At 69.1% G+C, this 20,772-nt stretch carries 17 protein-coding genes; 9 read left to right on the forward strand and 8 right to left on the reverse strand.

Annotated elements, in window-relative coordinates; translation table 11 throughout:
* The first annotated feature begins 245 nt into the window (after positions 1-245).
* Positions 246-1,388, forward strand: a complete 1,143-nt coding sequence (locus tag NVS83_RS12185) for a LysR substrate-binding domain-containing protein (protein ID WP_258739534.1) — start codon at positions 246-248, stop codon at positions 1,386-1,388.
* Positions 1,389-1,394: 6 nt separating this feature from the next.
* On the opposite strand, the gene NVS83_RS12190 is transcribed toward NVS83_RS12185, so the two are convergent.
* Complete coding sequence (locus tag NVS83_RS12190) at positions 1,395-2,348, reverse strand: LysR family transcriptional regulator (protein WP_258739535.1); 954 nt, start codon at positions 2,346-2,348, stop codon at positions 1,395-1,397.
* A 629-nt stretch (positions 2,349-2,977) separates the two neighbouring features.
* Here NVS83_RS12190 and NVS83_RS12195 point away from each other — a divergent pair.
* The 5 genes from NVS83_RS12195 to NVS83_RS12215 all read left to right on the forward strand — a co-directional run bounded on the left by NVS83_RS12195 (position 2,978) and on the right by NVS83_RS12215 (position 8,768).
* Positions 2,978-4,138 carry an ABC transporter ATP-binding protein gene (locus NVS83_RS12195; RefSeq protein ID WP_374115057.1) on the forward strand — a complete coding sequence of 387 codons (1,161 nt, stop codon included), beginning with the start codon at positions 2,978-2,980 and terminating at the stop codon, positions 4,136-4,138.
* The gene (locus NVS83_RS12200) at positions 4,138-5,181 is read left to right on the forward strand and encodes an ABC transporter substrate-binding protein (RefSeq protein ID WP_258739537.1); all 1,044 of its coding nucleotides are present in this window, start codon (positions 4,138-4,140) and stop codon (positions 5,179-5,181) included. The genes NVS83_RS12195 and NVS83_RS12200 overlap by 1 nt, the downstream gene beginning before the upstream one ends.
* A 100-nt stretch (positions 5,182-5,281) precedes the next feature.
* Complete coding sequence (locus NVS83_RS12205; RefSeq protein WP_258739538.1) at positions 5,282-6,541, forward strand: ABC transporter permease; 1,260 nt, start codon at positions 5,282-5,284, stop codon at positions 6,539-6,541.
* On the forward strand, positions 6,538-7,353 hold the full coding sequence (locus NVS83_RS12210; RefSeq protein WP_258739539.1) for an ABC transporter permease: 816 nt from the start codon (positions 6,538-6,540) through the stop codon (positions 7,351-7,353). The genes NVS83_RS12205 and NVS83_RS12210 overlap by 4 nt, the downstream gene beginning before the upstream one ends.
* A 41-nt stretch (positions 7,354-7,394) precedes the next feature.
* Positions 7,395-8,768, forward strand: coding sequence for an LLM class flavin-dependent oxidoreductase (locus tag NVS83_RS12215; protein WP_258739540.1), 1,374 nt, complete (start codon positions 7,395-7,397; stop codon positions 8,766-8,768).
* A gap of 134 nt (positions 8,769-8,902) precedes the next feature.
* Here the strand turns inward: NVS83_RS12215 and NVS83_RS12220 are convergent, their stop codons facing one another.
* From NVS83_RS12220 to NVS83_RS12250, 7 genes are read right to left on the reverse strand one after another with little or no spacing between them, the layout of a single operon-like run.
* Positions 8,903-10,414 carry an argininosuccinate lyase gene (locus tag NVS83_RS12220; protein WP_258739541.1) on the reverse strand — a complete coding sequence of 504 codons (1,512 nt, stop codon included), beginning with the start codon at positions 10,412-10,414 and terminating at the stop codon, positions 8,903-8,905.
* A 19-nt stretch (positions 10,415-10,433) separates the two neighbouring features.
* On the reverse strand, positions 10,434-11,333 hold the full coding sequence (locus NVS83_RS12225; protein ID WP_258739542.1) for an ABC transporter ATP-binding protein: 900 nt from the start codon (positions 11,331-11,333) through the stop codon (positions 10,434-10,436).
* A complete protein-coding gene (locus tag NVS83_RS12230; RefSeq protein WP_258739543.1) occupies positions 11,320-12,345 on the reverse strand; it encodes an ABC transporter ATP-binding protein in 1,026 nt (341 codons plus the stop codon). Before NVS83_RS12230 ends, NVS83_RS12225 begins: the two co-directional genes overlap by 14 nt.
* An 8-nt stretch (positions 12,346-12,353) precedes the next feature.
* On the reverse strand, positions 12,354-13,178 hold the full coding sequence (locus NVS83_RS12235) for an ABC transporter permease (RefSeq protein WP_258739544.1): 825 nt from the start codon (positions 13,176-13,178) through the stop codon (positions 12,354-12,356).
* Positions 13,179-13,192: 14 nt separating this feature from the next.
* Complete coding sequence (locus NVS83_RS12240) at positions 13,193-14,173, reverse strand: ABC transporter permease (RefSeq protein WP_258732649.1); 981 nt, start codon at positions 14,171-14,173, stop codon at positions 13,193-13,195.
* Positions 14,174-15,580, reverse strand: a complete 1,407-nt coding sequence (locus NVS83_RS12245; protein ID WP_258739545.1) for an MmgE/PrpD family protein — start codon at positions 15,578-15,580, stop codon at positions 14,174-14,176.
* Entirely contained in the window at positions 15,580-17,172 is a 1,593-nt protein-coding gene (locus tag NVS83_RS12250; protein ID WP_258739546.1) for an ABC transporter substrate-binding protein, read from the reverse strand. Before NVS83_RS12250 ends, NVS83_RS12245 begins: the two co-directional genes overlap by 1 nt.
* A gap of 394 nt (positions 17,173-17,566) precedes the next feature.
* Here NVS83_RS12250 and NVS83_RS12255 point away from each other — a divergent pair, with 394 nt between their 5' ends.
* The 3 genes from NVS83_RS12255 to NVS83_RS12265 all read left to right on the forward strand — a co-directional run bounded on the left by NVS83_RS12255 (position 17,567) and on the right by NVS83_RS12265 (position 20,622).
* The gene (locus tag NVS83_RS12255; protein ID WP_258739547.1) at positions 17,567-18,745 is read left to right on the forward strand and encodes an NADH:flavin oxidoreductase/NADH oxidase; all 1,179 of its coding nucleotides are present in this window, start codon (positions 17,567-17,569) and stop codon (positions 18,743-18,745) included.
* An 84-nt stretch (positions 18,746-18,829) separates the two neighbouring features.
* Positions 18,830-20,155: an LLM class flavin-dependent oxidoreductase gene (locus NVS83_RS12260; RefSeq protein ID WP_258739548.1), complete on the forward strand. Its 1,326-nt coding sequence runs from the start codon at positions 18,830-18,832 to the stop codon at positions 20,153-20,155.
* Between the two features lie 74 nt (positions 20,156-20,229).
* Positions 20,230-20,622 carry a GFA family protein gene (locus NVS83_RS12265; protein ID WP_258739550.1) on the forward strand — a complete coding sequence of 131 codons (393 nt, stop codon included), beginning with the start codon at positions 20,230-20,232 and terminating at the stop codon, positions 20,620-20,622.
* Positions 20,623-20,772 lie beyond the last annotated feature (150 nt).

Below are 20,772 nucleotides of genomic sequence, written 5' to 3' on the forward strand. Positions count from 1 at the left end.
CCCGCGCGGGGCGGGGCTACCCGATAGTGCTCGTCATGCGATCCGCAATGCGTGACCTGCTACCGGGCCCGGCGGCGTCGCCCCGAGCGATCTTGTCGACGTCAGGGCAAGACATTGCCGGGCCTTCTGCCTGTCGAGAGGCGGACAGATTTCCGAAAGGCCAGGAGACAGCGGCCGCTTAACGACATGCACGACAATACGGGTGGGAGAATGCCTCGATGAATGTTGGCTTCGACATGCCAGATATGACCCTGCGTCAGCAGTTCCTGGCCGGCATGAGCTTCGCGGCATGCACCGTCAACATCGTCACCACCGACGGCCCGGCCGGCCGCTACGGCCTCACCGTCTCGGCCATGACCTCGGTCTCCGCCGATACCGCCACCCCGACCCTGCTGATCTGCGTGAACAGCAACTCGGCCGCCGCCCAGGCGATCATCGACAACGGCGTGTTCTGCGTGAACGTGCTGCGCGACGACCAGTTCTATATTTCCGAGTGCTTCGCCAGCCGGGTGAAGACCGAGGACGGCGACAAGTTCTCCTGCGGCGACTGGGGCCGCGGGGCGACCGGGGCGCCGCGGCTGATCGACTCGCTGGTGACCTTCGAGTGCCGGGTCATGTCGAGCCAGCGGGTCGGCAGCCACCTCGTGGTGTTCGGCAGTGTCGACACCATCTTCTCGGCCGATGAGGGCTCGCCGCTGATCTACGCCAAGCGGGCCTACGGCACCGCCTCGCCGATCGACATCCGCCCGCGCGGCGAGATCGCGGCGACCACGCTCCGGCTCGGCGCGTTCCACACCTTCGGCCCCTATGTCATTCCCGGCATCGTCGAATCGCTCGCCGCCGAGGAAGGGGGCGTGACGCTGGAACTGGTCGAGGGCGACCAGCGCCGCGTGCTCGACAGCCTGAGGAACGGCGACGTCGACGTCGCGCTGGTCTACGACATCGCGGTCGGCAAGGGCTTCCACATCGAGCGGCTGGCGGCGCTCTCGCCCTACGTGCTGCTGCCCGAGCGCCATCCGCTGGCGAACCATGCGGCGGTGTCGCTGGTCGATCTCGTCGACGAGCCGCTGATCCTGCTCGACGCCCCGCCGAGCGGCGACTATTTCCTGTCGCTGTTCACCGAGCAGAACCTGAGCCCGAACGTGCGCTTCCGCATCTCCTCCTTCGAGATGGTGCGGGGCATGGTCGGGCGCGGGCTCGGCTACGCGCTGCTCGCCACCAAGCCGGCCTCCGGGCTTTCCTACGAGGGCCGGGCGCTGACCGCGCGCCCGCTGACCGACGAGACCGAGCCGAGCCACATCGCGCTGGTGACGCGACATGGCGACGCCCCGAAGCCGGCGGTGAAGGCCTTCGCCGAGCGCTGCCGGCTGCTGTTCGCCGCCGGCTGAGGGCGGTCAGACGCTGCGCAGCACGCGGCGCTCGGTGCTGAGCGCGGCCATGCCGGGGATGTAGCTGTCGCTGATGAAGTTCTGGCAGTGGCTCTGGAACGCGTCGACCAGGCGCGACTTGCGGAAGTTCGCCAGCGTGGCGAGGCCGAGCCGAAGCGAGGGCACGTCGCCGGCGATGCGCAGGCGCATCAGCCGCCGTCCGTCGAGCGCCATGTCCGAGCGCGGGCGCACATTGGCGAGCGAGTAGCCATAGCCGTTCGCCACCATGGTGCGCACGATCTCCTGATGCGCCGAGCGGGCGGTGATGTTGGGCGTCAGCCCTTCCTTCATGAACATCGCCAGGAAGTATTCGCGGCTGCCGGGCAGGTCGAGCAGGATGTAGGGGAGCGGCGCCAGCTCCTCCAGCGTGGTGGCCGGCTGGCGGGCGAGCGGGTGGGTTTCGCCGACCCAGGCCTGCGGCGGCATGCTGGCCAACGGCAGGAAGTCGATCTCGCCGGGCAGGTGCAGGTCGTAGCACACGGCGATGTCGACCTCGGCGCGGCGCAGCGCGGCGATCAGGCTTTCCTGGTCGTAGGAGACCTGGTGCAGCCGGGTGCCGGGATAGGCGGCCTCGAAGGAATGGGCGAGCTCCGGCATCACCAGCGGCGCCAGCGTGACGACGCAGCCGACATTGATCTGCCCGCGCACCTGTGTGCTGGCCTCCGAGGCCAGCGAGTACATGCCCTCCGCCTGCTCGATCAGGCGCTTGGCCTCGGCCAGCATGTTCTGGCCGATCGCGGTCAGCGACAGCCCCTGCGCGTGGTGGCGCACGAAGAGCTGCACGCCGAGCTCGCGCTCGAGATGGGAGATCGCGGTCGAGATCGAGGGCTGGGAGATGTGCACCCGTTCCGAGGCCAGCGTGATGCTGCCGGTCTCGCCGGCGGCGATGAAATATTCGAGCTGACGCAGCGTGTATCGCATGGGCGACTTCACCTATCACGGGGTACCGGCCGGGCAAAGCGCGGCGGCCTCGCCCGCGTGACGGGTGTGCAAGCCCCGTGCCGCCGGATGGCGCGCCGCGGGCGCGGCAAAGCGGGTCGCGCGGGTGGCGTGATCCGCTAAGCGGCCAAGGTGAATCCGCGCGCCGGGATCGCTTTCTTCATGCTGACGCAAGGCTTTTCCGGGTGCGGGTGCGCCCAATCGTGTGTTTGTCTGCTGCAAGACCCTATAACCCGCCGCGGCGGCGCGCGCGGGGCGGATGCGGGCGGCATTGGTGCGCACGCAATCTGCCGGGCAGGGCCGGTATACGGCGCCTGCCGCACAAAGCGTCAGCCAATCTTGTTGCACTTATTCCGGCGGGGGCATTTGATCCATATCAAGGCGCCCGCTAAGCCTTGAGGTGATCTCGCATTGTTCAAATGCTTAGCACCTGCATATTCAGTAATCGCCTGTATATGCCCAATGTATATTCTAGTTAAGTTATATCTATCCAGAGCCGATCTCAAAAGGTAAAAACGGCCGATACGTGATTTTTCCACGCCGTGAGCCTGACGATACGTACCTTGGCACGGTGCCTGCAGTACTGGGCGCCGTTTCAACAGGTTCACGAGATGCTGCACGTGTCGATACCGCCCGGGAGCGTGGCCCCGCCCATGCCGCCCATCCCCATCGTCCGTTATGACCGCGTGTCGAAGTCCTATACGCGCGGCGCGCCGGTGGTGCGGGATCTCAGCCTCGACATCATGCCCGGCGAGTTCCTGACGCTGCTGGGGCCTTCCGGCTCGGGCAAGACCACCACGCTGATGATGCTCGCCGGCTTCGACGAGCCGAGCGAGGGGCAGATCTACCTCAACGGCCGCGACCTCGCCGACGTGCCGGCCTACCGGCGCAATCTCGGCGTGGTGTTCCAGAACTACGCGCTGTTCCCGCATCTGTCGGTGGCGGACAATGTCGGCTACCCGCTGCGCATGCGCGGCATCCGCCGGGCCCAGGCCGGCGAGAAGGTGCGCGCGGCGCTCGACATGGTGCGGCTCGGCGCCTTCGCCGACCGCAAGCCGACCCAGCTCTCCGGCGGCCAGCAGCAGCGCGTGGCGCTCGCCCGCGCGCTCGTGTTCGAGCCCGAGATGGTGCTGATGGACGAGCCGCTGGGCGCGCTCGACAAGCAGCTTCGCGAGCACATGCAGGTGGAGATGAAGGACCTGCAGCGCCGGCTCGGCCTGACGGTGCTCTACGTGACGCACGACCAGGGCGAGGCGCTCGCCATGTCGGACCGGGTGGCCGTGTTCAACAATGGCCGTATCGAGCAGATCGGCGGCCCGCGCGAGCTCTACGAGGCGCCGCTGACCCCGTTCGTCGCCCAGTTCATCGGCGAGAACAACCGCCTGTGCGGGAAGATCGAGACGATCGAGGGGAACAAGTGCCGGGTCGCGCTGGAAGGCGCGCACATCGTCGCCTCGCCCGTCGGCACGCTCGCCGCCGGCGCGGCGGTGGAGCTGTCGATCCGGCCCGAGCGCATGGTGCTCGCCGCCCCGGGCGAGGCCGACGCGCTGCCCGCGAGCGTGATCGACGTCACCTATCTCGGCGACCACTGCCGGCTGCGCCTCTCGGCGCTGGGCGGCGAGACGCTGATGGTCAAGCTGCCGATCCAGCAGGTTCCCGAGCGGCTCCTTCCGGGCCAGCCGGTCGGGGTGCGCTGGGACCCCGTTCATTGCCGCGCCATGACGGCGCCCGCTTCCGCTGCCGGCACCCGGCCCCAACAGGAGAACGACTGATGAAGACCCGCACGTGGCAATTTCTGGTCGGCGCCGGCATGCTCTGCGTGCTCGCGACCGGCGCGTCGGCGCGCGATCTCACCTTTACCGGCTTTGGCGGCGCCTCCAGCGAGCGCGTCAGCAAGGCGATGCTGCAGCCCTACACCAAGAAGACCGGCATCAAGATCACCGAGGCCGCCTATGACGGCGGCATCTCGCAGATGCGGCTGATGGTGGATTCGGGCAACGTCACCTGGGACCTGGTCGACGTCGAGGGGCAGGACCTCTACCGCGGCTGCGAGGAGGGTCTCTACGAGACCATCGACGTCAAGTCGCTGATCGACACCGACGACTTCGTGCCGAGCGCGCTCGGCTCGCCCTGCGGCGTCGGCTGGTCGAGCTGGGCCACGGTGCTCGCCTACAACTCCGACAAGATCAAGAACCCGCCCACGAGCTGGGCCGACTTCTTCGACCTCAAGAAGTATCCCGGCAAGCGCGGCCTGCGGCAGGGCCCGCAGCTCACCCTCGAGATCGCGCTGATGGCCGACGGGGTGAAGGCGGACGACGTCTACAAGGTGCTCTCGACCAAGGAGGGCGTCGACCGCGCCTTCAAGAAGCTCGACACCATCAAGTCCTCGATCCAGTGGTGGACCTCGGGCGCGCAGCCGCAGCAGTGGCTGGCGGGCGGCGACGTCGCCCTGACCGCCGCCTATAACGGGCGCGTGACGGTCGCGCACAACCAGGGCCAGCCGCTGGCGCATATCTGGAACGGCCAGATCTACACCTATGACTACTTCGTCATCGTCAAGGGCTCGCCGAAGAAGGAGGAGGCGCTGGCGCTGATGAAGTACATGCTGAGCCCGGAGGCGCTGGCGGCGCAGGCCAAGCTGATCCCCTACGGTCCGGCCAGCAAGAAGGCGATGGCGATGCTGGAGCCCGAGCGGGTCGCCGAGTTCCCCACCGCGCCGAACAACCTCACCAATGCGGTGGCCACCAGCAACGAGTTCTGGGCCGAGCATCTGGAGGACCTGACCGAGCGCTTCAACGCGTGGGCCGCTCAGTGACTGGCGGCGCAGTGACGCAAGACCGCGTGGCGTCACGCGCGATCGGGGGCGGCGCTGCGGCGCCGTCCCTTGCTGCCGGCGCCCGGCCGGGGAGCCGCGCATGAGCGACATGGTGTTCGACGCCGGCAATGCCGATGCGGTGCTGCGCCCCTCGCTGCGGCGCGGAGTGCGCGGCGCGCTCTGGCGCCGGCGCCTTGCCGGCTTCGTGCTTGTGATGCCGATGCTGCTGTTCTCGCTCGCCCTGTTCGGCGCGCCGCTGGTGCAGACGCTCTGGTACGCGGTGGCGAGCCCGGAAGTCGGCGAGAGCCTGCCCCACGTCGCGGCGCAGATCCGCCGGTGGGACGGCGAGGGCCTGCCGCCCGACGCGGTCTATGCGGCGATGGCCGGCGACCTGGTGGAGGCGGGCAAGACGCGCTCGCTGTTCCACCTCGCCTCGCGCCTCAATTACGAGCTGACCGGCGCGCGCCGCCTGCTCACCCGTACCGAGACCCGGCTCGAGCGTGCCGACGGCCCGCCGCAGGATGCGCGCGCGGCACTGATCGCCATCGACAAGGAATGGGGCCAGCCGGAGATCTGGCAGGTGGTGCGCCGCGCCGCCCTGCCGGTGACGGCGCATTATTTCCTCTCCGCCTTCGACCTGCGCCAGGAGCCGGACGGGGCGATCGTCGCCGCGCCGGCGGAAAACGCGATCTTCCTCAACATCATGGCGCGCACGCTGTGGATGAGCTCGGTGGCGACCGCGCTGGCGCTGCTGCTCGGCTTTCCCGTCGCCTACCTGCTCGCCAACGCCTCGGCGCGCTGGCGCGGGCTGCTGCTGATCCCGGTGCTGCTGCCGTTCTGGGTGTCGCTGATCGCGCGGCTGTGCGCGTGGATCGTGCTGCTGCAGAAGGACGGCATCATCAACTCCTCGCTGATCTCGCTCGGCGTGATCGAGAGCCCGCTGCCGCTGCTGTTCAACCGGCTCGGCACCTACATCGCCATGGTGCACGTGCTGCTGCCCTTCGTGATCCTGCCGCTCTACAGCGTGCTGCAGGCGATCCCGCCGACCTATATGCGCGCGGCCTCCTCGCTCGGCGCCTCGCCGGTGCGGGCCTTCTTCACCGCCTACCTGCCGCAGGCGCTGCCGGGCCTCGGCGCGGCGGCGAGCCTCGCCTTCATCATCTCGATCGGCTTCTACGTGACGCAGACCCTGGTCGGCGGGCCGAAGGAGATGATGATGAGCTACTTCGTCGCCTTCTACGCCACCCAGACGGTGAACTGGGGGATGGCCGCGGCGCTGGCGATCATCCTGATGGCGATCACGCTGATCATCTACGTCGCCAGCAAGCGCATCTTCGGCGCCGACGGAGCGCAGTCATGATCGGCGCCTCGCGCGAGATGGTCCGCCGCCACGGCGGCTGGTGGGTCGCCAATGCGGTGGTGAGCGCGCTCGTCATGGTGTTCCTGCTGGCGCCGGTGCTGGCGGTGATCCCGCTCTCCTTCAGCTCCGGCACCTTCCTGCACTACCCGCTGCCCGGCCTGTCGCTGCGCTGGTACGAGGAGGTGCTGGCCTCCGGCCCGTGGCGAAGGGCGCTGATGAACAGCCTGATCGTCGCGAGCTCCAGCGCGGCGCTGGCGAGCGTGCTGGGCATCAGCGCGGCGCTCGGCATCAGCCGGCTGTCCGGCAAGCTCGCCACCGCGCTCACCGCCTTCCTGCTGGCGCCGATGATCGCGCCGGTCATCATCGTCGCCTTCGGGCTGTTCATCCTGTTCTCGCAGCTCGGGCTGGTGGCGACCTATACCGGGCTGATCCTCGCCCACACGCTGGTGGCGACGCCGATGGTGCTGATTACGGTGTCGGCGGCGCTGCGCACGCTCGACCCGCGGCTCGCGCGGGCCTCGGCGAGCCTGGGCGCCAGCCCGGTGCGCGGCTTCTTCACCGTGACGCTGCCGCTGATCCTGCCCGGCGTGCTGTCCGGCGTGCTGCTCGCCTTCGTCACCTCGTTCGACGAGATCGTGCTCACCCTGTTCATCTCGGGGCCCGAGCAGCGCACCCTGCCGCGCTACATCTTCGAGAACCTCAGAGAGAACATCGATCCCTCGATCATCGTCGTCAGCACGTTCCTGGTCGTGTTCGCCGCCGTGCTGCTGTTCGTGATGCAGGCGCTGCGCGGGCGCGCCGGCACGGCGTGAGCGACCGACCCCTTCCGACCCCCGAGCCCCGGAGACCCGACATGCCGCACAGACCGCCCGCACAGATGGCCCTAGGCTCTTTCGCCTATGCGTTCGGCTACCACCCGGCGGCCTGGCTCCAGCCGGGCGTGCCGCATGATGCGGCGACCAGCCTGGCGCACTGGGTCGAGCTCGCGCGCATCGCCGAGCGGGGGAAGATGGACTTCATCTTCATCGCCGATTCCCCGGCGGTGGCGCCGGGACCGAACGAATCCATCGCCCGCTGGACCAACTCGATGAACCGGCCCGAGCCGCTGACGCTGTTGGCGGCGATGGCGGCGCAGACGACCCATATCGGCCTCGCCGCGACGCTCTCGACCAGCTTCTACGAGCCCTACAACGTCGCCCGGCTGTTCGGCATGCTCGACCATGTCAGCCATGGCCGCGCCTCGTGGAACGTGGTGACCTCCGACCATCAGGCGACCTCGTACAATTTCGGCCTTGACGGGCTGGAGCCGCACGCGCTGCGCTACGAGAAGGCGCGTGAGTTCTTCGACATCGTCTGCGGGCTGTGGGACAGCTATGACGACGACGCCTTCATCTGCGACCCGGAGAGCGGTTACTACTTCGCTCCCGACCGGCTCCATCCGCTCGACCACAAGGGCAAGCACTATTCGGTGCGCGGCCCGCTCAACCTCGCGCGCCCGCCGCAGGGCCGGCCAGTGATCGCGCAGGCGGGCGGGTCGGAGGCGGGCAAGGAGTTCGCCGCCGAGACCGCCGAGGTGGTGTTCTCGATCGGCTCCTCGATCGAGGAGAGCCGGGCCTTCTACGCCGACCTCAAGGGGCGGATGGCGAAGTTCGGGCGCGCGACCGACCAGCTCAAGGTGATGCCGGGCATCCCGGTCTATGTCGGGCGCACCGAGGAGGAGGCGGACGAGAAGCTGGCGCGGCTCGGCGCCAGCCTGAACCCGGCGGCCGGGCTCTCGGCGCTGCAGCTCTTCATGACCGGGGTCGACTTCTCCGGGCTCGACCTCGACCAGCCGGTGCCGGCGAGCCGCATCGATTCCAACTCAAACGCCTCCAAGGCGATCTTCGGTGTCGCCGAGCAGCTCCTGCGGCAGGAGGGCATGACGCTGCGCCAGATGATCAGCCGCTGGGCGGCGCAGGGCTCGCACACGCTGTTCAAGGGCTCGCCCAAGCAGGTCGTCGACCAGATGGAGGAGTGGTTCTCCACCGGCGCGGCGGACGGCTTCATGGTGATGCACCCGGTGATGCCGCACGACCTGACCGACTTCGTCGAGCTGGTAGTGCCGGAGCTGCAGCGGCGCGGGCTCTATCGCGAGGACTACAGCGGCACCATGCTGCGCGACCATCTCGGCCTCGCCCGCCCGGCGAGCCGCTACGCCGCCCCGCCCGCGCGCGACGAGGTCGCGTGAGGGCTGCGGCGGGTGCGAAGGCTCGCGCCGGGCGCGGTTTTTGCGCGGTAAGCCGCTGATTCAAACCCGAGACTCCTCTCCCCGGCGGGGAGAGGAAGCGCGGTGGCCGGCGAGGCCGCCGCCGCGCCCGCCCGTCAGGCGATGAGCTCGTCGACCGTGCTGCGCAGCTTGGTCTCGGCGGCGGCGAGGCGGGTGTGGATGCCCTCGACGATGGCCTCGTCCGCGTCCAGGCGCGCTGTGAACACGCCCACCTGGCGCAGCGACTCGTTCGGCGCCGGGCCGCCGAGCAGGGTGCGCTTCTCGACGAAGAGCACCGGGTCGAGCGCGGTCATGATCTCCTCGCGGGTGAAGCCGACCGGTTTCTCGTGATAGAGCATCGCCGCCTCGTCGAGCAGCTCCGGGGTGACGTCGGCCGGGGTGAGGCCGCGCTCCTCGCTGAGGCGCACCAGGATGCCGACGATCTGGTGCGCGGTGCGCCAGGGCATGTCGCGCCCGCGCACCAGCGCGCTGGCGAGGTCGGTGGCGGTTGCCCAGTGGCGCCAGGAATGCTCGCGCAGATAGTCGGTGCGGATGGTGAGCTCCGGCAGGAACTCGCCGAACCAGTCCATATGCGCGACCAGGCTCTCGCCGACCCGCCAGAGCATGTCGAGCGCCTGGTAGCGCTCATTGATCGGCAGGCCGGTCGGCCCCTTCAGCGCGTGGTAGGAGGAGACGACGCAGGCGATCGCCTCGGCGGAATTGGCCTTCAGCTCGGCCGGGCCGATGACGTTCTTCTTCTGCATCATGATCGAGGAGGTGCCGCAGAAGCGGTCCGGGATCTCGACGAAGTCGAATTCGCGCGTGGTCCACAGGATCAGGTCGTCCGCCCACTTGGCCATGGAATGGCACAGGATGGAGAACACCATCGGCACTTCGAGGCTGTCGTCGGCGGTGAGTTCGAGGATCGCGTCGGCGCAGTTCTCGTGCACCGCGTCGAAGCCGAGCAGGTCCGCCGTGCGCTCGCGGTCGATCGGGAAGTCCGAGCCGACCATGATGGCCGCGCCCGCCGGGCTGGTGTTGACCCGCTGATAGGCGCCGTGGATGCGGGCGAAGTCGCGCTCCAGCGTCGCCACCCAGGACAGCCACAGATGGGCGAAGGTCATGGGCTGGGCGTGCTGGCCGAAGCTGTAGCCCGGCAGGATCGAGCCGGTGTGCTTCGGGATCAGCTTCAGCAGCATGGACCGGAAGCGGTTGATCCCCTCCAGCACGGCGAGGCAGTGCTCGCGCTGCAGCACGTTGATGGCGACCGAGCTGAGGTCGCCGGAGCTGCGCGCCACGTGGAAGCGCCCGCCGATCTCCTCGCCGAGGTCGCGGATGACGTAGTGCTCGCCCGAATGCAGGCCGCCGCCCACCCGCATGCGTGCGGCGACCACGCCCTCCTCCTCCATCTTGCGGATCGAGCGCAGCACCGCGATGCCGGTCTCGCGCGGCAGCACGCCCTGTTCGATCAGCATGATGGTGTGCGCCTGGTCGAAGGCGTGCAGCGCCGGCAGCATCGACTGGGTGCGGTTCGAATACACCTTGCCGAGATGCGGAATCATCTCTTCCTTGAGGCGGATGCCGGGGGTGCGGTAGCCGCGATATTCAGCCGAATTCTGCTTGAGCATTTCCCAATCCTCCGGCGGATCACGCCGATCTGGCTTTGTTCGGAAGGCTGTCGGGCGGCGCCGAGGGGGATGCCGGCGTCGGCGTTGGCGTCGGCGGAGGCGCGAGATCGACGTCGAGCACGGCGGCGAGCAGGCGCTGGGTGTAGGCCTCGCGCGGGGACTGCATCACCTGCTCGGTCTCGCCCTGCTCGACGATGCGGCCGTGATGCATCACCACCACGCGCTGGGCGAGGGCGCGCGCGACCAGCATGTCGTGCGTGATCAGCAGGAAGGCGATGTTCTGCTGCGCCTGCAGGTCGAGCAGCAGGTTGAGGATCTGGGCGCGGATCGAGACGTCCGCGCCCGAGAGCGGCTCGTCGGCGATGATGAGCCGCGGGCGCGGGGCGAGGGCGCGCGCGATGGCGAGGCGCTGGCGCTGGCCGCCGCTGAGCTCGTGCGGGTAGCGCTCGACATAGTTCTCCGGCGGGCGCAGCTCGACCTGGGACAGCAGCTCGAGGGCGCGCGCGCGCATGTCCGGCTCGGGCGTGGTGCCCTGGGCGATGGCCTGGCGCAGGCTCGACCACACGCTGCGGCGCGGGTTGAACGAGGCCGAGGGGTCCTGGAACACCGGCTGCATGGCGAGCCGGCGGGTACGCAGTTCGCGCGGGCTCATGTCGAGCAGCGAGCGGCCCTCGAGGAACACCTGCCCGCTGTCCGGGCGCAGCAGCGACAGCGCCATCCGCGCGACGGTCGACTTGCCCGAGCCGCTCTCGCCGACGATCGCCACGCACTCGCCCGGGTGGACCGAGAGGCTGACGTCGTCGACCGCCTTGAAAGCCTCGGCGCCCGGCAGGTGGAAGGTCTTCGAGATGTTGCGGATCTCGAGCACCGGCTTTCCGGCCTGCGCCGTCTCCTCGCGTGCGGTCTCAGGCGCCGACATTGCGGGCCTCGCTCGCGCGGGTGTCGGGGGGCAGGCCGGGCGCGCCGCCCGGTTCCGGCGTCAGCAGCCAGCAGCGCCCGCGATGGTCGGGCTCGGCGGTGTCGAGGAAGGGCGGTATCTCGGCGCAGACCGGCATGGCGGAGCCGCAGCGCGGCTGGAACGGGCAGGCGGTGATGCGCTGCTGCAGCGAGGGCACGTCGCCGCCGATGGTGGAGAAGCGCCCGTCCGGCCCGCGGGTGAGGCGCGAGGCAGCGATCAGGCCGCGCGTATAGGGATGGGCCGGCGCGCCGAGCACCTGCGCGGTGCGCCCGGTCTCGATGGTGTGGCCGGCATACATGACGTAGATCCGGTCGCACAGCCGGCGCAGCACGCCGAGGTCGTGGCTGATGAGCACCAGCGCCATGCCGAGCGTGCGGCGCAGCTCGTCCAGCAGGGCGAGGATCTCGCCCTGGGTCGTCACGTCGAGCGCGGTGGTGGGCTCGTCGGCGACCAGCAGGCGCGGCCGGCAGCCGAGCGCGATCGCCAGCATCACGCGCTGGCGCATGCCGCCGGAGAGCTCATGCGGGTAGGCGTCGATGACCGAGGGACGCAGCTTCACCAGCTCCAGCAGCTCCCGGGTGCGCGCCTTGCGGTCGGCATGCGGGTCCTGCAGGGCGATGCCCTCGGCGATCTGCCGGCCGACCCGCACCACCGGGTTGAGGAAGCTGAGCGGGTCCTGGAACACCATGGCCACCGAGCTGCCGCGCAGGCTCTGCCAGTCGGACGGGCCGAATCCGGTGGCGTCGACGCCCTCGACCACGATCCGCCCGCCGACGATGCGCGAGGTGGTGGGCGGTAGCAGGCCCATCACCGCGCGGGCGAGGGTGGACTTGCCCGACCCCGACTCGCCGGCGACGCCGATGGCCTCACCCTCCTTGACGAGAAGGCTCGCGTCCTGGATCGCGTTCACGTCGCGGCCGCGCCCGGTATAGACGAGAGCGAGCCGGTCGACTTCGAGAATGGTTCGGGTCATGGGGTCCCTCAGTGAGCGTGGCGCGGGTTGAGGGCGTCGGCGAGAGCGTCGCCGAGAAGATTGAAGGCCAGCACGGTGATGAAGATCGCCATGCCGGAGAACACCGACAGCCACCAGGCCGTGAACAGATATTGCTGGGCGACGCTGAGGATGCGGCCCCAGCTGATGATGTCGGGGCTGGCGAGACCGAGGAAGCTCAGCGAGGCCTCCAGCAGGATCGCCTGCGCCATGATGAGGCTGGCCAGTGCCAGTGCCGGGGCGATGGCGTTCGGGATCACCTCGCCATAGAGGATGCGCCAGCCCGGTATGCCCATGCAGCGCGCCGCGTCGACATAGTCGAGCTCGGAGACGCGCATGATCTCGCCGCGCGCCACGCGCGCCGTCTGCGGCCAGGACAATACGGCGATGACGATGATGACGCGGGTCAGGCCCGGGCCGATCAGCGACACGATCAGCACGGCGAGGATGAAGGTCGGCATCACCTGGAAGAACTCGGACAGGCGCATCAGCGCCGCGTCCACCCGCCCGCCGACATAGCCGGCGACCGCGCCCACCAGCACGCCGATGACGGTGGTGGCGAGGGCGGCGGAGATGCCGACGAAGAGCGAGATCTTGGCGCCCTCGATCATGCCCGCGAGCACGTCGCGGCCGAGATCGTCGGTGCCGAGCGGGTGCAGCCAGCTCGGCGCCGCATTGACCTCCATCGAAAGCGCGAAGGGGTCGACCGGGTAGAGGGTCGGCCCGGCGACCGCCGCCAGCGCCAGCAGCAGCACGACCGCGCCGCTGACGATGCCGACGGGATTGGTGAACATGCGCCTCAGAGCGGGATACATGGTGGCTCCTCCGCTCAGGCCGGCTTCAGCGTCGCCACGCGCACGCGCGGGTCGACGACGGCGTAGAGGATGTCGGTGATGAAGTTGGCGGCCACGACGGCCGTCGCGGCCAGCAGGAAGATCCCCGACAGGACCGGGAAGTCCTGATAGTGGATCGAGCTGACGAACAGCCCGCCAATGCCCGGCCATGCGAACACGGTCTCGGTCAGGATCGCGCCGGTGAGCGAGTAGCCGAAATTGTAGCCGATCACGGTGATGACCGGGATCAGCGCGTTGCGCAGCACATGGCGCACCACGACCTGGTTCTCGCTCAGCCCCTTCGCCCGCGCGGTGAGCACGAAGTCCTGGTGCAGCATCTCCAGCATGGAGGTGCGCGCCACCCGCACCACGATGGCGAGATAGAAGATGGTGATGCAGAAGGAGGGCAGGATGAGGTGGCGCAGCAGGTCGAGGAAATAGGCGAGGCCGGTGTAGTTGGCCCGCACCGACACCATGCCCTGCGCCGGCAGCCAGCCGAGCCGCACCGCGAACAGCATCACCAGCATCTGCGCCAGCCAGAAGACCGGCACCGAGGCACCCGCGAGGCTCAGCGCGGTGAGGAAGGTGTTGAGCGAGGAGCCGGCGCGGCGCGCGGCGCGGACCGCGATCAGCACGCCGATGATCGAGGCGAGCGTCAGCGAGGGCAGCATCAGGATCAGCGTGACGCCGGCCCGCCGGAGGATCAGCGGCAGCACATTCTGCCGGCCGACGAAGGAGAAGCCGAGATCGCCCTGCGCCACATGGACGAGGTAGTAGTAGAGCTGGGCGGGAATGCTCTGGTCGAGCCCGAAATCATGCCGGATCTGGTCGATATAGGCCTGCGGCACCGGGAATTCGCCGACCAGTGCCGTCGTGGGATCGCCGGGGACGATCCGCGTCAGCACGAAATTGACCACCACGATCCCGAAGACGATGACGACCGACCAGAACAGCCTTTGCGCGATGTAGTACCGCATTCAGCGACGACGGCCGCTGGTGAGGAGACGGGTGCAGTCGCGGAAGTCCTTCAGATCCTCCAGGCCGGCGATCATGGCGCCGAGCGCCTCGAACGCCTCGGGCTCGAACACCGGGGCGGCGATGGCCGCGTGCTTGCGCGCGAGTTCGGCGTCCGAGGGCGGGCGGGCGGCCGCGCCCTTGGAGACCGGTACGTGCTTGGCGAGCTGGCGTCCATCCTTCAGGATCACTTCCACGTCCGGCTCGTCATAGGGGCCGAGCGGGCGGTCGGCGCGGACCTCGACGCGCTCCATCAGCGCGGCGACGCGCGGGTCGCCGGTGCGCAGCGGGATGAACTCCTCCAGCGTGGCGTCGCCGCTGGTGGCGATGCTGGCGAGCGCGTAGGGCAGGCTGAACTGGCCGTCGAGGATGGTGGTCATCTCGCGCTTGGAGAACTGGCGGCGCGTACGCTCGGCGCCGTGGACGATGATGGTGTCGATCTCCTCGCCGGTGCAGGGCGTCTCGCTCATGATGTCGAGCAGGGCCTCGATCGAGGAGTGCAGGCCGCGGCAGCAGGGGAACAGCTTGATGCCCGCGGTCATGACGCCGAAGGCGACGCCGAGCTTGTCGATTACCGCTTCGGGCACCGCCTCGGGGCCGCAATAGGTGCTGAAGAAGCCGCCCCATCTGGCTTCCAACGCTTGCGCGGGGCCGGTGAGCCCGCTGCGGGCGAGATAGGCCGAGACCACGCCGTTGGAGGTGGCGCGGCCGGGATGGAAGCGCTTGGTCATGGCGCCGTCGCCGAGATAGGACCAGGTGCCCGCCGCGTTGGAGGAGGCGATGCCGAGCGCCCAGGTGAAGCGCTCCGCGTCGAGGCCGAGCGCGGCGGCGGCCCCGGCGGCGGCGCCGAAGGTGCCGCAGGTGCCGGTCGAGTGCCAGCCGCGGTCGTTGTGCGGCCGGTAGCCGCCGACGCCGGCGGTCATGCGGTGGGCGAGGTCGTAGCCCGCCGCCAGTGCGCGGATCATGCCGCGCCCGTCGATGCCCTCCGCCTCGGCGATGGCGCAGACGGCGGGGACGACCACGGCGCTGGAATGGCCGCAGCCGCCGAAATCGTCGAATTCCAGCGCATGGGTGGCTGTGCCGTTGATCAGCGCCGCGACCGCCGGGGCGGCGGTGCGCCCGCTGCCGTCCCACAGCGCCGAGGGGCCGGCGAGCGGGCCGAAGGCGTCGGCGGCGCCCGCCGTGGTGGCGCGCGCATCGTCGCTGTCGGCGCCGCGCGCGCCGACCAGCAGCGTGTCGAGCAGCAGGCGCTTGCACATCGCCACCACCTCGGGCGGCAGTTCCTCATAGCTGACGCTCGACCAGTAATTGGCGAACTGGCGCGTCAGCGACGGGCCGCCCTGGGTCGTGGCGATGTCCTGCGCGTTCATCAGTCGACCCACACGTCTTCCCAGAAGCTGTAGCCGTCGCTCCACGCCCAGCGCCCGTGCACCCGCGTGGTGGCGACGTTGATCGCCGCGGTTTCCCACATCGGGAACACCGGCATGTCTTCGGCGAGGATGGCGGAGACCTTCTTGTAGGCCTCGCCGCGCGCCTTGGTGTCGGTCTTGGCGAGCCCCTCGGCGAACAGCTTGTCGACCTCCGGGTTGGAGTAGCCCGACACGTTGCGGAACGGAGTCTTCACGATGGCGTCGGACACGTAGAGGCGGGCCACGCCGAGCGCGGGGTCGCCGCTGGTCGAATAGGCCTGGATGGTGCCGTCGAAGTCCCAGTCCTTGAACACGCGCTCGATCATCACCGCGCGCGGCACGGCGTCGATGACCAGCTTGATGCCGATCTGGCCCCAGTTGTTGGCCAGCACCTGGGCGATGCGCCCGTAGTCGGTGTCGGCGGAATCGAAGGCCATGCGGAAGGTCATGCGCTGGCCGTTGGCGTCGGGCTTCAGCCCGGCCTCGTCCAGCGCCGCCGCCGCGGCCTTGAGGTCGAACGGATACTTCTCGGTCAGGTCGATGGAGGCGTCGTGCGCCCAGCCGAGGCGCGAATCCATGTGGTTGACCATGACCTTGCCGAGCTTCTGGTAAACCACCTGCTGGATGTAGGTCATGTTGGTGGCGCGGTAGAGCGCCTGTCGGACCTTCGGGTTGTTGAACGGCTCCTTGCGCACGTTCCAGATGATGATCTTGTCCTCCGGCAGCGCCTTCTCGCGAAGCTGCAGGTTGGGATCGGCCTTGGCCTCGGCGACGCGGCTCACCGGGAAGAAGTAGAAATAGGAATAGTCGACCTCGCCGGCCTTCATCGCCAGCACGCGGGTGCCGCCGTCCGGGATGATCTTCAGGATCACCTCGTCGAGATAGGGCTTGCCCTCGCGCCAGTAGTCCTTGTTCTTCTCGAGCGTGATGTGGTCGCCATGCGCCCAGTCCTTCATCTTGAAGGGGCCGGTGCCCACGGGCTTGTCGATCGAGGCGGGATTGCTGAGCGGGTCGGTGCCCTCGAAGATGTGCTTGGGCAGCATCGCCGCGCCGCCATAGGCGGTGAGCGAGACCAGCATCGGACCGTAGGAGGAGGTGAGGGTGATCACCAGCGTCTCGGGATCGGGCGCCTCGATGGACTTGATCTTGGAGGCGGCGGCCTTGAAGCGGCTGCCATACTTGGCGCTCACTTCCTCCAGCGAATACTTGGCGTCGGCGGAGGTGAAGTCCTTGCCGTCGTGCCACTTCGCCTTGGCGAGCTTGAAGGTATAGACCAGCCCGTCATCCGAGATGGTCCAGGAGGAGGCGAGGTTGGGGCCGGCGGTGAAGTCGGATTCGATGCGCGTCAGGCCCTCATAGATGAAGGAGCCGAGGGTCGATTCCGGCACGCTGGTGGTGAGGCTGGTGTTGCAGGAGGAAGGGTCGGCGGAGATCACCACCACGAAGCTGCCGCCGGACTTCGGCGTGCCCTCGTCGCTGGCCTGAGCGAGCGCTTCGGCATGGCCGGAGATCAGCGGCGCGGCATAGGGCGCGAGCGCCGCGGCGGCGCTCATCGTCACAAAGCCACGGCGAGTAATCAGCCCATCCTTCTTCATTCGACCCGAGTCCCCTTTGTCCGGCTTTTGTGGAAGGTTCAGTATTCGTTGATTATGGGCGCCCGGAAGGGCGCAAAAATTCCCGCGCCTTTACGCAGAGGCGTGAAATTACGTATTTACATCATCATTTTGTAGGGTATTTACGGGCCTCTAGCGGGTAAAATACATAAAACGTTGATGCTGATTTAAAAAAACCGAAGTCGATCATCATTGACATGACACCCCTACTTGGCCGCCGATAGACGGCGCGCGAGGCCCCTCGCGCGGGAGCCGGCACAGGGTTGCCGGCGCGTCGTTTCCGGCCGGTGCGCCGGGGGAGCGGTGCGAAGAAAGTAGCGGTGCGAACGACGTCATGCCTCTGCCGCGACTGTTCCAGCCGATTGCCCTGAAGGGGGTTGCCGCCCGCAACCCGATCGTCGCCTCGCCGATGTGCCAGTACAGATCGGTCGAGGGCAGCCCGACCGACTGGCATTTCCTGCATATGGGCCGCTACGCGCTCGGCGGCGCGGGCATCGTCTTCTACGAGGAGACGGCGGTGGAGGACCGTGGGCGCAAGACCCATGGCTGCGCCGGGTTCTACCGCGACGACCAGATCCCCGCCTTCCGGCAGGTGACCGAGCTGGTGCGCGGCCTCGGCGCGGTGCCGGCGATCCAGCTCGGCCATGCCGGCGGCAAGGCCTCCGCGCACGGCCCGCTGGCCGATCGCGCGCCGCTCACCCAGGACGACGCGCGCGCCGGCCGCCCGCCCTGGCGGCGCATCTCGGCGAGCGCGGTCGCCGCCGGGCGCGACCTTCCGGTGCCCGACGAGATGTCGAAGGGCGACATCGTCGACGTCGCCGCGGCCTGGGCCGAGGCGGCGCGGCGCAGCCTAGAGGCCGGGTTCGACATCCTCGAGATCCACGGCGCGCACGGCTACCTGATCCAGCAGTTCCTCTCGCCGTTGATCAACCACCGCACCGACGAATATGGCGGTGAACGCGCCGGGCGGATGCGCTTCGCGCTGGAGGTCACGCGCGCGGTGCGCGAGGTGTGGCCCGACGACAAGCCGCTGTTCTTCCGGGTCTCCAGCGTCGACGGCAAGGGCGGCGTGTGGTCGCTCGACGACACGGTGGCGCTGGCGCGCGAGCTCATCGCCTGCGGGGTCGACGTGATCGACTGCTCGTCCGGCGGCCTCGAGGGGCCGACCGACATGCCGCTGGTACCACGTGTTCCCGGCTTCCACCTTCCCTATGCCGGCCGCATCAAGGCCGAGCTCGGCGCGGTCACCATGGCGCCGGGGCTGATCACCACCGCCCCGCAGGCCGAGGCGATCCTCGAGAGCGGCGTGGTCGACCTGATCGGCATGGCGCGCGAGCTGATGTTCAACTCCGACTGGCCGGTGCATGCCGCGCGCGAGCTGGGCGTTCAGGGCTATCTCGACCTGTTCCCGCGCGACTTCTCGTTCCGGCTCAAGGCGCGGATCGAGCAGGGCCGGATGCCGGTCAACCAGCCCGCTGCGGGCGCGGAGGGACGGGCGGCGGCGGGAGGCTGACGCGGCAGGCGAAGGCGGCGGACAGGCAGGCGGCGGCGACGGGCCGCTCATCAGGCAGCAGAAGACAATCCGGCAGAAGAGAGAATGACGAAGGCACGGCACATCAAGTTCGGCACATTCCTTTCGGTCGGCGGCGAGCACGTCGCCGCCTGGCGCCATCCCGACACCGCCCCGCATCTGCATGGCAGCTTCGCCGCCAATCTGGAGCTCGCCCGCGCCGCCGAGGAGGCGCTGCTCGACCTGATCCTGGTGGCCGATGTCGGGCCGCCGATCCTGGCGCCGATGGAATCGCTGAGCACCGACCCGGTGATCGAGCGGCTCGACCCGCTGGTGACGGTGTCGGCGCTGGCGGTCTCGACCCGGCATATCGGGCTGATCTCCACCGCCTCGACCACCTTCGAGCAGCCCTACCATGTCGCGCGCCGCATCGCCTCGCTCGACCATGTGAGCGGCGGGCGCGCCGGCTGGAACTGCGTGACCAGCTCCAACGTCGCCATGGCGCTCAACTTCAGCAATCGGGAGCACCTCGCCCCGGCGGACCGCTACGCCCGGGCGGAGGAGTTCGTCGACGTGGTGCGCGGGCTGTGGAACAGCTGGGACGACGACGCCTTCGTGCTCGACCGCGACGGGCCGCGCTATTTCGAGCCCGCCGGGCTGCACGTGCTGAACCATGCCGGGAAGTACTTCTCCGTGCGCGGCCCGCTCGACGTTGCGCGCTGCCCGCAGGGGCAGCCGGTGATCGTGCAGGCGGGCTCCTCCGAGCCCGGGCGGGCGCTGGCGGCGCGGGTGGCGGACGTGGTGTTCACCACCCACACCACCACCGAGGCGGCCTGCGCCTTCTATGCCGACATCAAGGCGCGGGCGGCTTCCTATGGGCGCGACCCGGATTCGGTGCTGGTGCTGCTGGCGCTGATGCCGTCGATCGGACCCACCGAGGCCGAGGCGAAGGAGCGGCTCGAGGCGCTTGACCGGCTGATCCCGGCGCCGATCGCGCTGGCGCGCCTGTCGGCCAAGCTCGGCAGCATCGACCTGTCGGGCTACGACCCGAACGCGCCGCTGCCCGAGGACCTGCCGGCCGGCACCGGCATGCTGAGCCGGCGCCAGCCTTTCATCGACCTCGCCAAGCGCGAGGGGCTGACCATGATGGAGCTCGCCGCCCGCACCGCCGGCAATCGCGGGCACTGGACCGTGGCGGGCACCGGCGTCCAGATCGCCGACGCGATCCAGCAGCGCTTCGAGGCCGGGGCGGCGGACGGCTTCTTGCTGGTGCCGCCGCTCTCGCCCTCCGGGCTCGGCGACTTCGGGCGCGAGGTGGTGCCCGTCCTGCAGGAGCGCGGGCTCTACCGCACCGGCTATGACGGGGCGATGCTGCGCGAGATGCTCGGCTTGCCGCGCCCGGCCATGGCGTAGAGCCGCCGGACCGGCCGCTTGCGGTCACGGCCCCGGCGGACGACCATGGCGCGAGCGAGCGGGGAGAGACGCAGATGGACCAGGTCACCGGCGGGTGCCTGTGCGGCAATGTGCGGATCGTGGCGCGGGGGCGGCCGTACCGGGTCGGCCTGTGCCACTGCCTCGACTGCCGCAAGCATCACGGCGCGCTGTTCCATGCGTCGGCGATCTTCCCCGAGGAGGCGGTGACGGTCGTGGGCGAGACACGCGACTATGACGGGCGGTTCTTCTGCCCGCGCTGCGGTTCCTCCGTGTTCGGACGCAGTGGCGACGAGATCGAGGTCAATCTCGGCACGCTCGACGCGCCCGACCGGTTCGTGCCGACTTACGAGCTGTGGACGATACGCCGCGAATCCTGGCTGCCGCCGTTCCCGCTCGCGCACCACTATGCGCGCGACCGCGAGGGCACCGGCCGATCCGAGGAATAGGGGGCGGGTGCATTGACACCGGCGGCGTGGCCGCCTAGGGAGGGGCATCCGCCAGCTAGGCTGGCCGTAAGCGTTTAACGTCAACCAACGCACTCAACGATCCTCGTCGATCGGAGTGCGTTTTTTTTGCGCCCGGTCGACCGAGGTTGA

This window comes from Ancylobacter mangrovi, from assembly GCF_024752335.1.
GTDB classification, from domain to species: Bacteria; Pseudomonadota; Alphaproteobacteria; order Rhizobiales; family Xanthobacteraceae; genus Ancylobacter; species Ancylobacter mangrovi.

What these genes read in the sequence shown, in the direction of transcription:
- NVS83_RS12185 (WP_258739534.1), top strand. Translation starts at nt 246, where the DNA reads ATGACCCTGCGTCAGCAGTTCCTGGCCGGCATGAGCTTCGCGGCATGC.
- NVS83_RS12190 (WP_258739535.1), bottom strand. Translation starts at nt 2,348, where the DNA reads ATGCGATACACGCTGCGTCAGCTCGAATATTTCATCGCCGCCGGCGAG.
- NVS83_RS12195 (WP_374115057.1), top strand. Translation starts at nt 2,978, where the DNA reads ATGCTGCACGTGTCGATACCGCCCGGGAGCGTGGCCCCGCCCATGCCG.
- NVS83_RS12200 (WP_258739537.1), top strand. Translation starts at nt 4,138, where the DNA reads ATGAAGACCCGCACGTGGCAATTTCTGGTCGGCGCCGGCATGCTCTGC.
- NVS83_RS12205 (WP_258739538.1), top strand. Translation starts at nt 5,282, where the DNA reads ATGAGCGACATGGTGTTCGACGCCGGCAATGCCGATGCGGTGCTGCGC.
- NVS83_RS12210 (WP_258739539.1), top strand. Translation starts at nt 6,538, where the DNA reads ATGATCGGCGCCTCGCGCGAGATGGTCCGCCGCCACGGCGGCTGGTGG.
- NVS83_RS12215 (WP_258739540.1), top strand. Translation starts at nt 7,395, where the DNA reads ATGCCGCACAGACCGCCCGCACAGATGGCCCTAGGCTCTTTCGCCTAT.
- NVS83_RS12220 (WP_258739541.1), bottom strand. Translation starts at nt 10,414, where the DNA reads ATGCTCAAGCAGAATTCGGCTGAATATCGCGGCTACCGCACCCCCGGC.
- NVS83_RS12225 (WP_258739542.1), bottom strand. Translation starts at nt 11,333, where the DNA reads ATGTCGGCGCCTGAGACCGCACGCGAGGAGACGGCGCAGGCCGGAAAG.
- NVS83_RS12230 (WP_258739543.1), bottom strand. Translation starts at nt 12,345, where the DNA reads ATGACCCGAACCATTCTCGAAGTCGACCGGCTCGCTCTCGTCTATACC.
- NVS83_RS12235 (WP_258739544.1), bottom strand. Translation starts at nt 13,178, where the DNA reads ATGTATCCCGCTCTGAGGCGCATGTTCACCAATCCCGTCGGCATCGTC.
- NVS83_RS12240 (WP_258732649.1), bottom strand. Translation starts at nt 14,173, where the DNA reads ATGCGGTACTACATCGCGCAAAGGCTGTTCTGGTCGGTCGTCATCGTC.
- NVS83_RS12245 (WP_258739545.1), bottom strand. Translation starts at nt 15,580, where the DNA reads ATGAACGCGCAGGACATCGCCACGACCCAGGGCGGCCCGTCGCTGACG.
- NVS83_RS12250 (WP_258739546.1), bottom strand. Translation starts at nt 17,172, where the DNA reads ATGAGCGCCGCCGCGGCGCTCGCGCCCTATGCCGCGCCGCTGATCTCC.
- NVS83_RS12255 (WP_258739547.1), top strand. Translation starts at nt 17,567, where the DNA reads ATGCCTCTGCCGCGACTGTTCCAGCCGATTGCCCTGAAGGGGGTTGCC.
- NVS83_RS12260 (WP_258739548.1), top strand. Translation starts at nt 18,830, where the DNA reads ATGACGAAGGCACGGCACATCAAGTTCGGCACATTCCTTTCGGTCGGC.
- NVS83_RS12265 (WP_258739550.1), top strand. Translation starts at nt 20,230, where the DNA reads ATGGACCAGGTCACCGGCGGGTGCCTGTGCGGCAATGTGCGGATCGTG.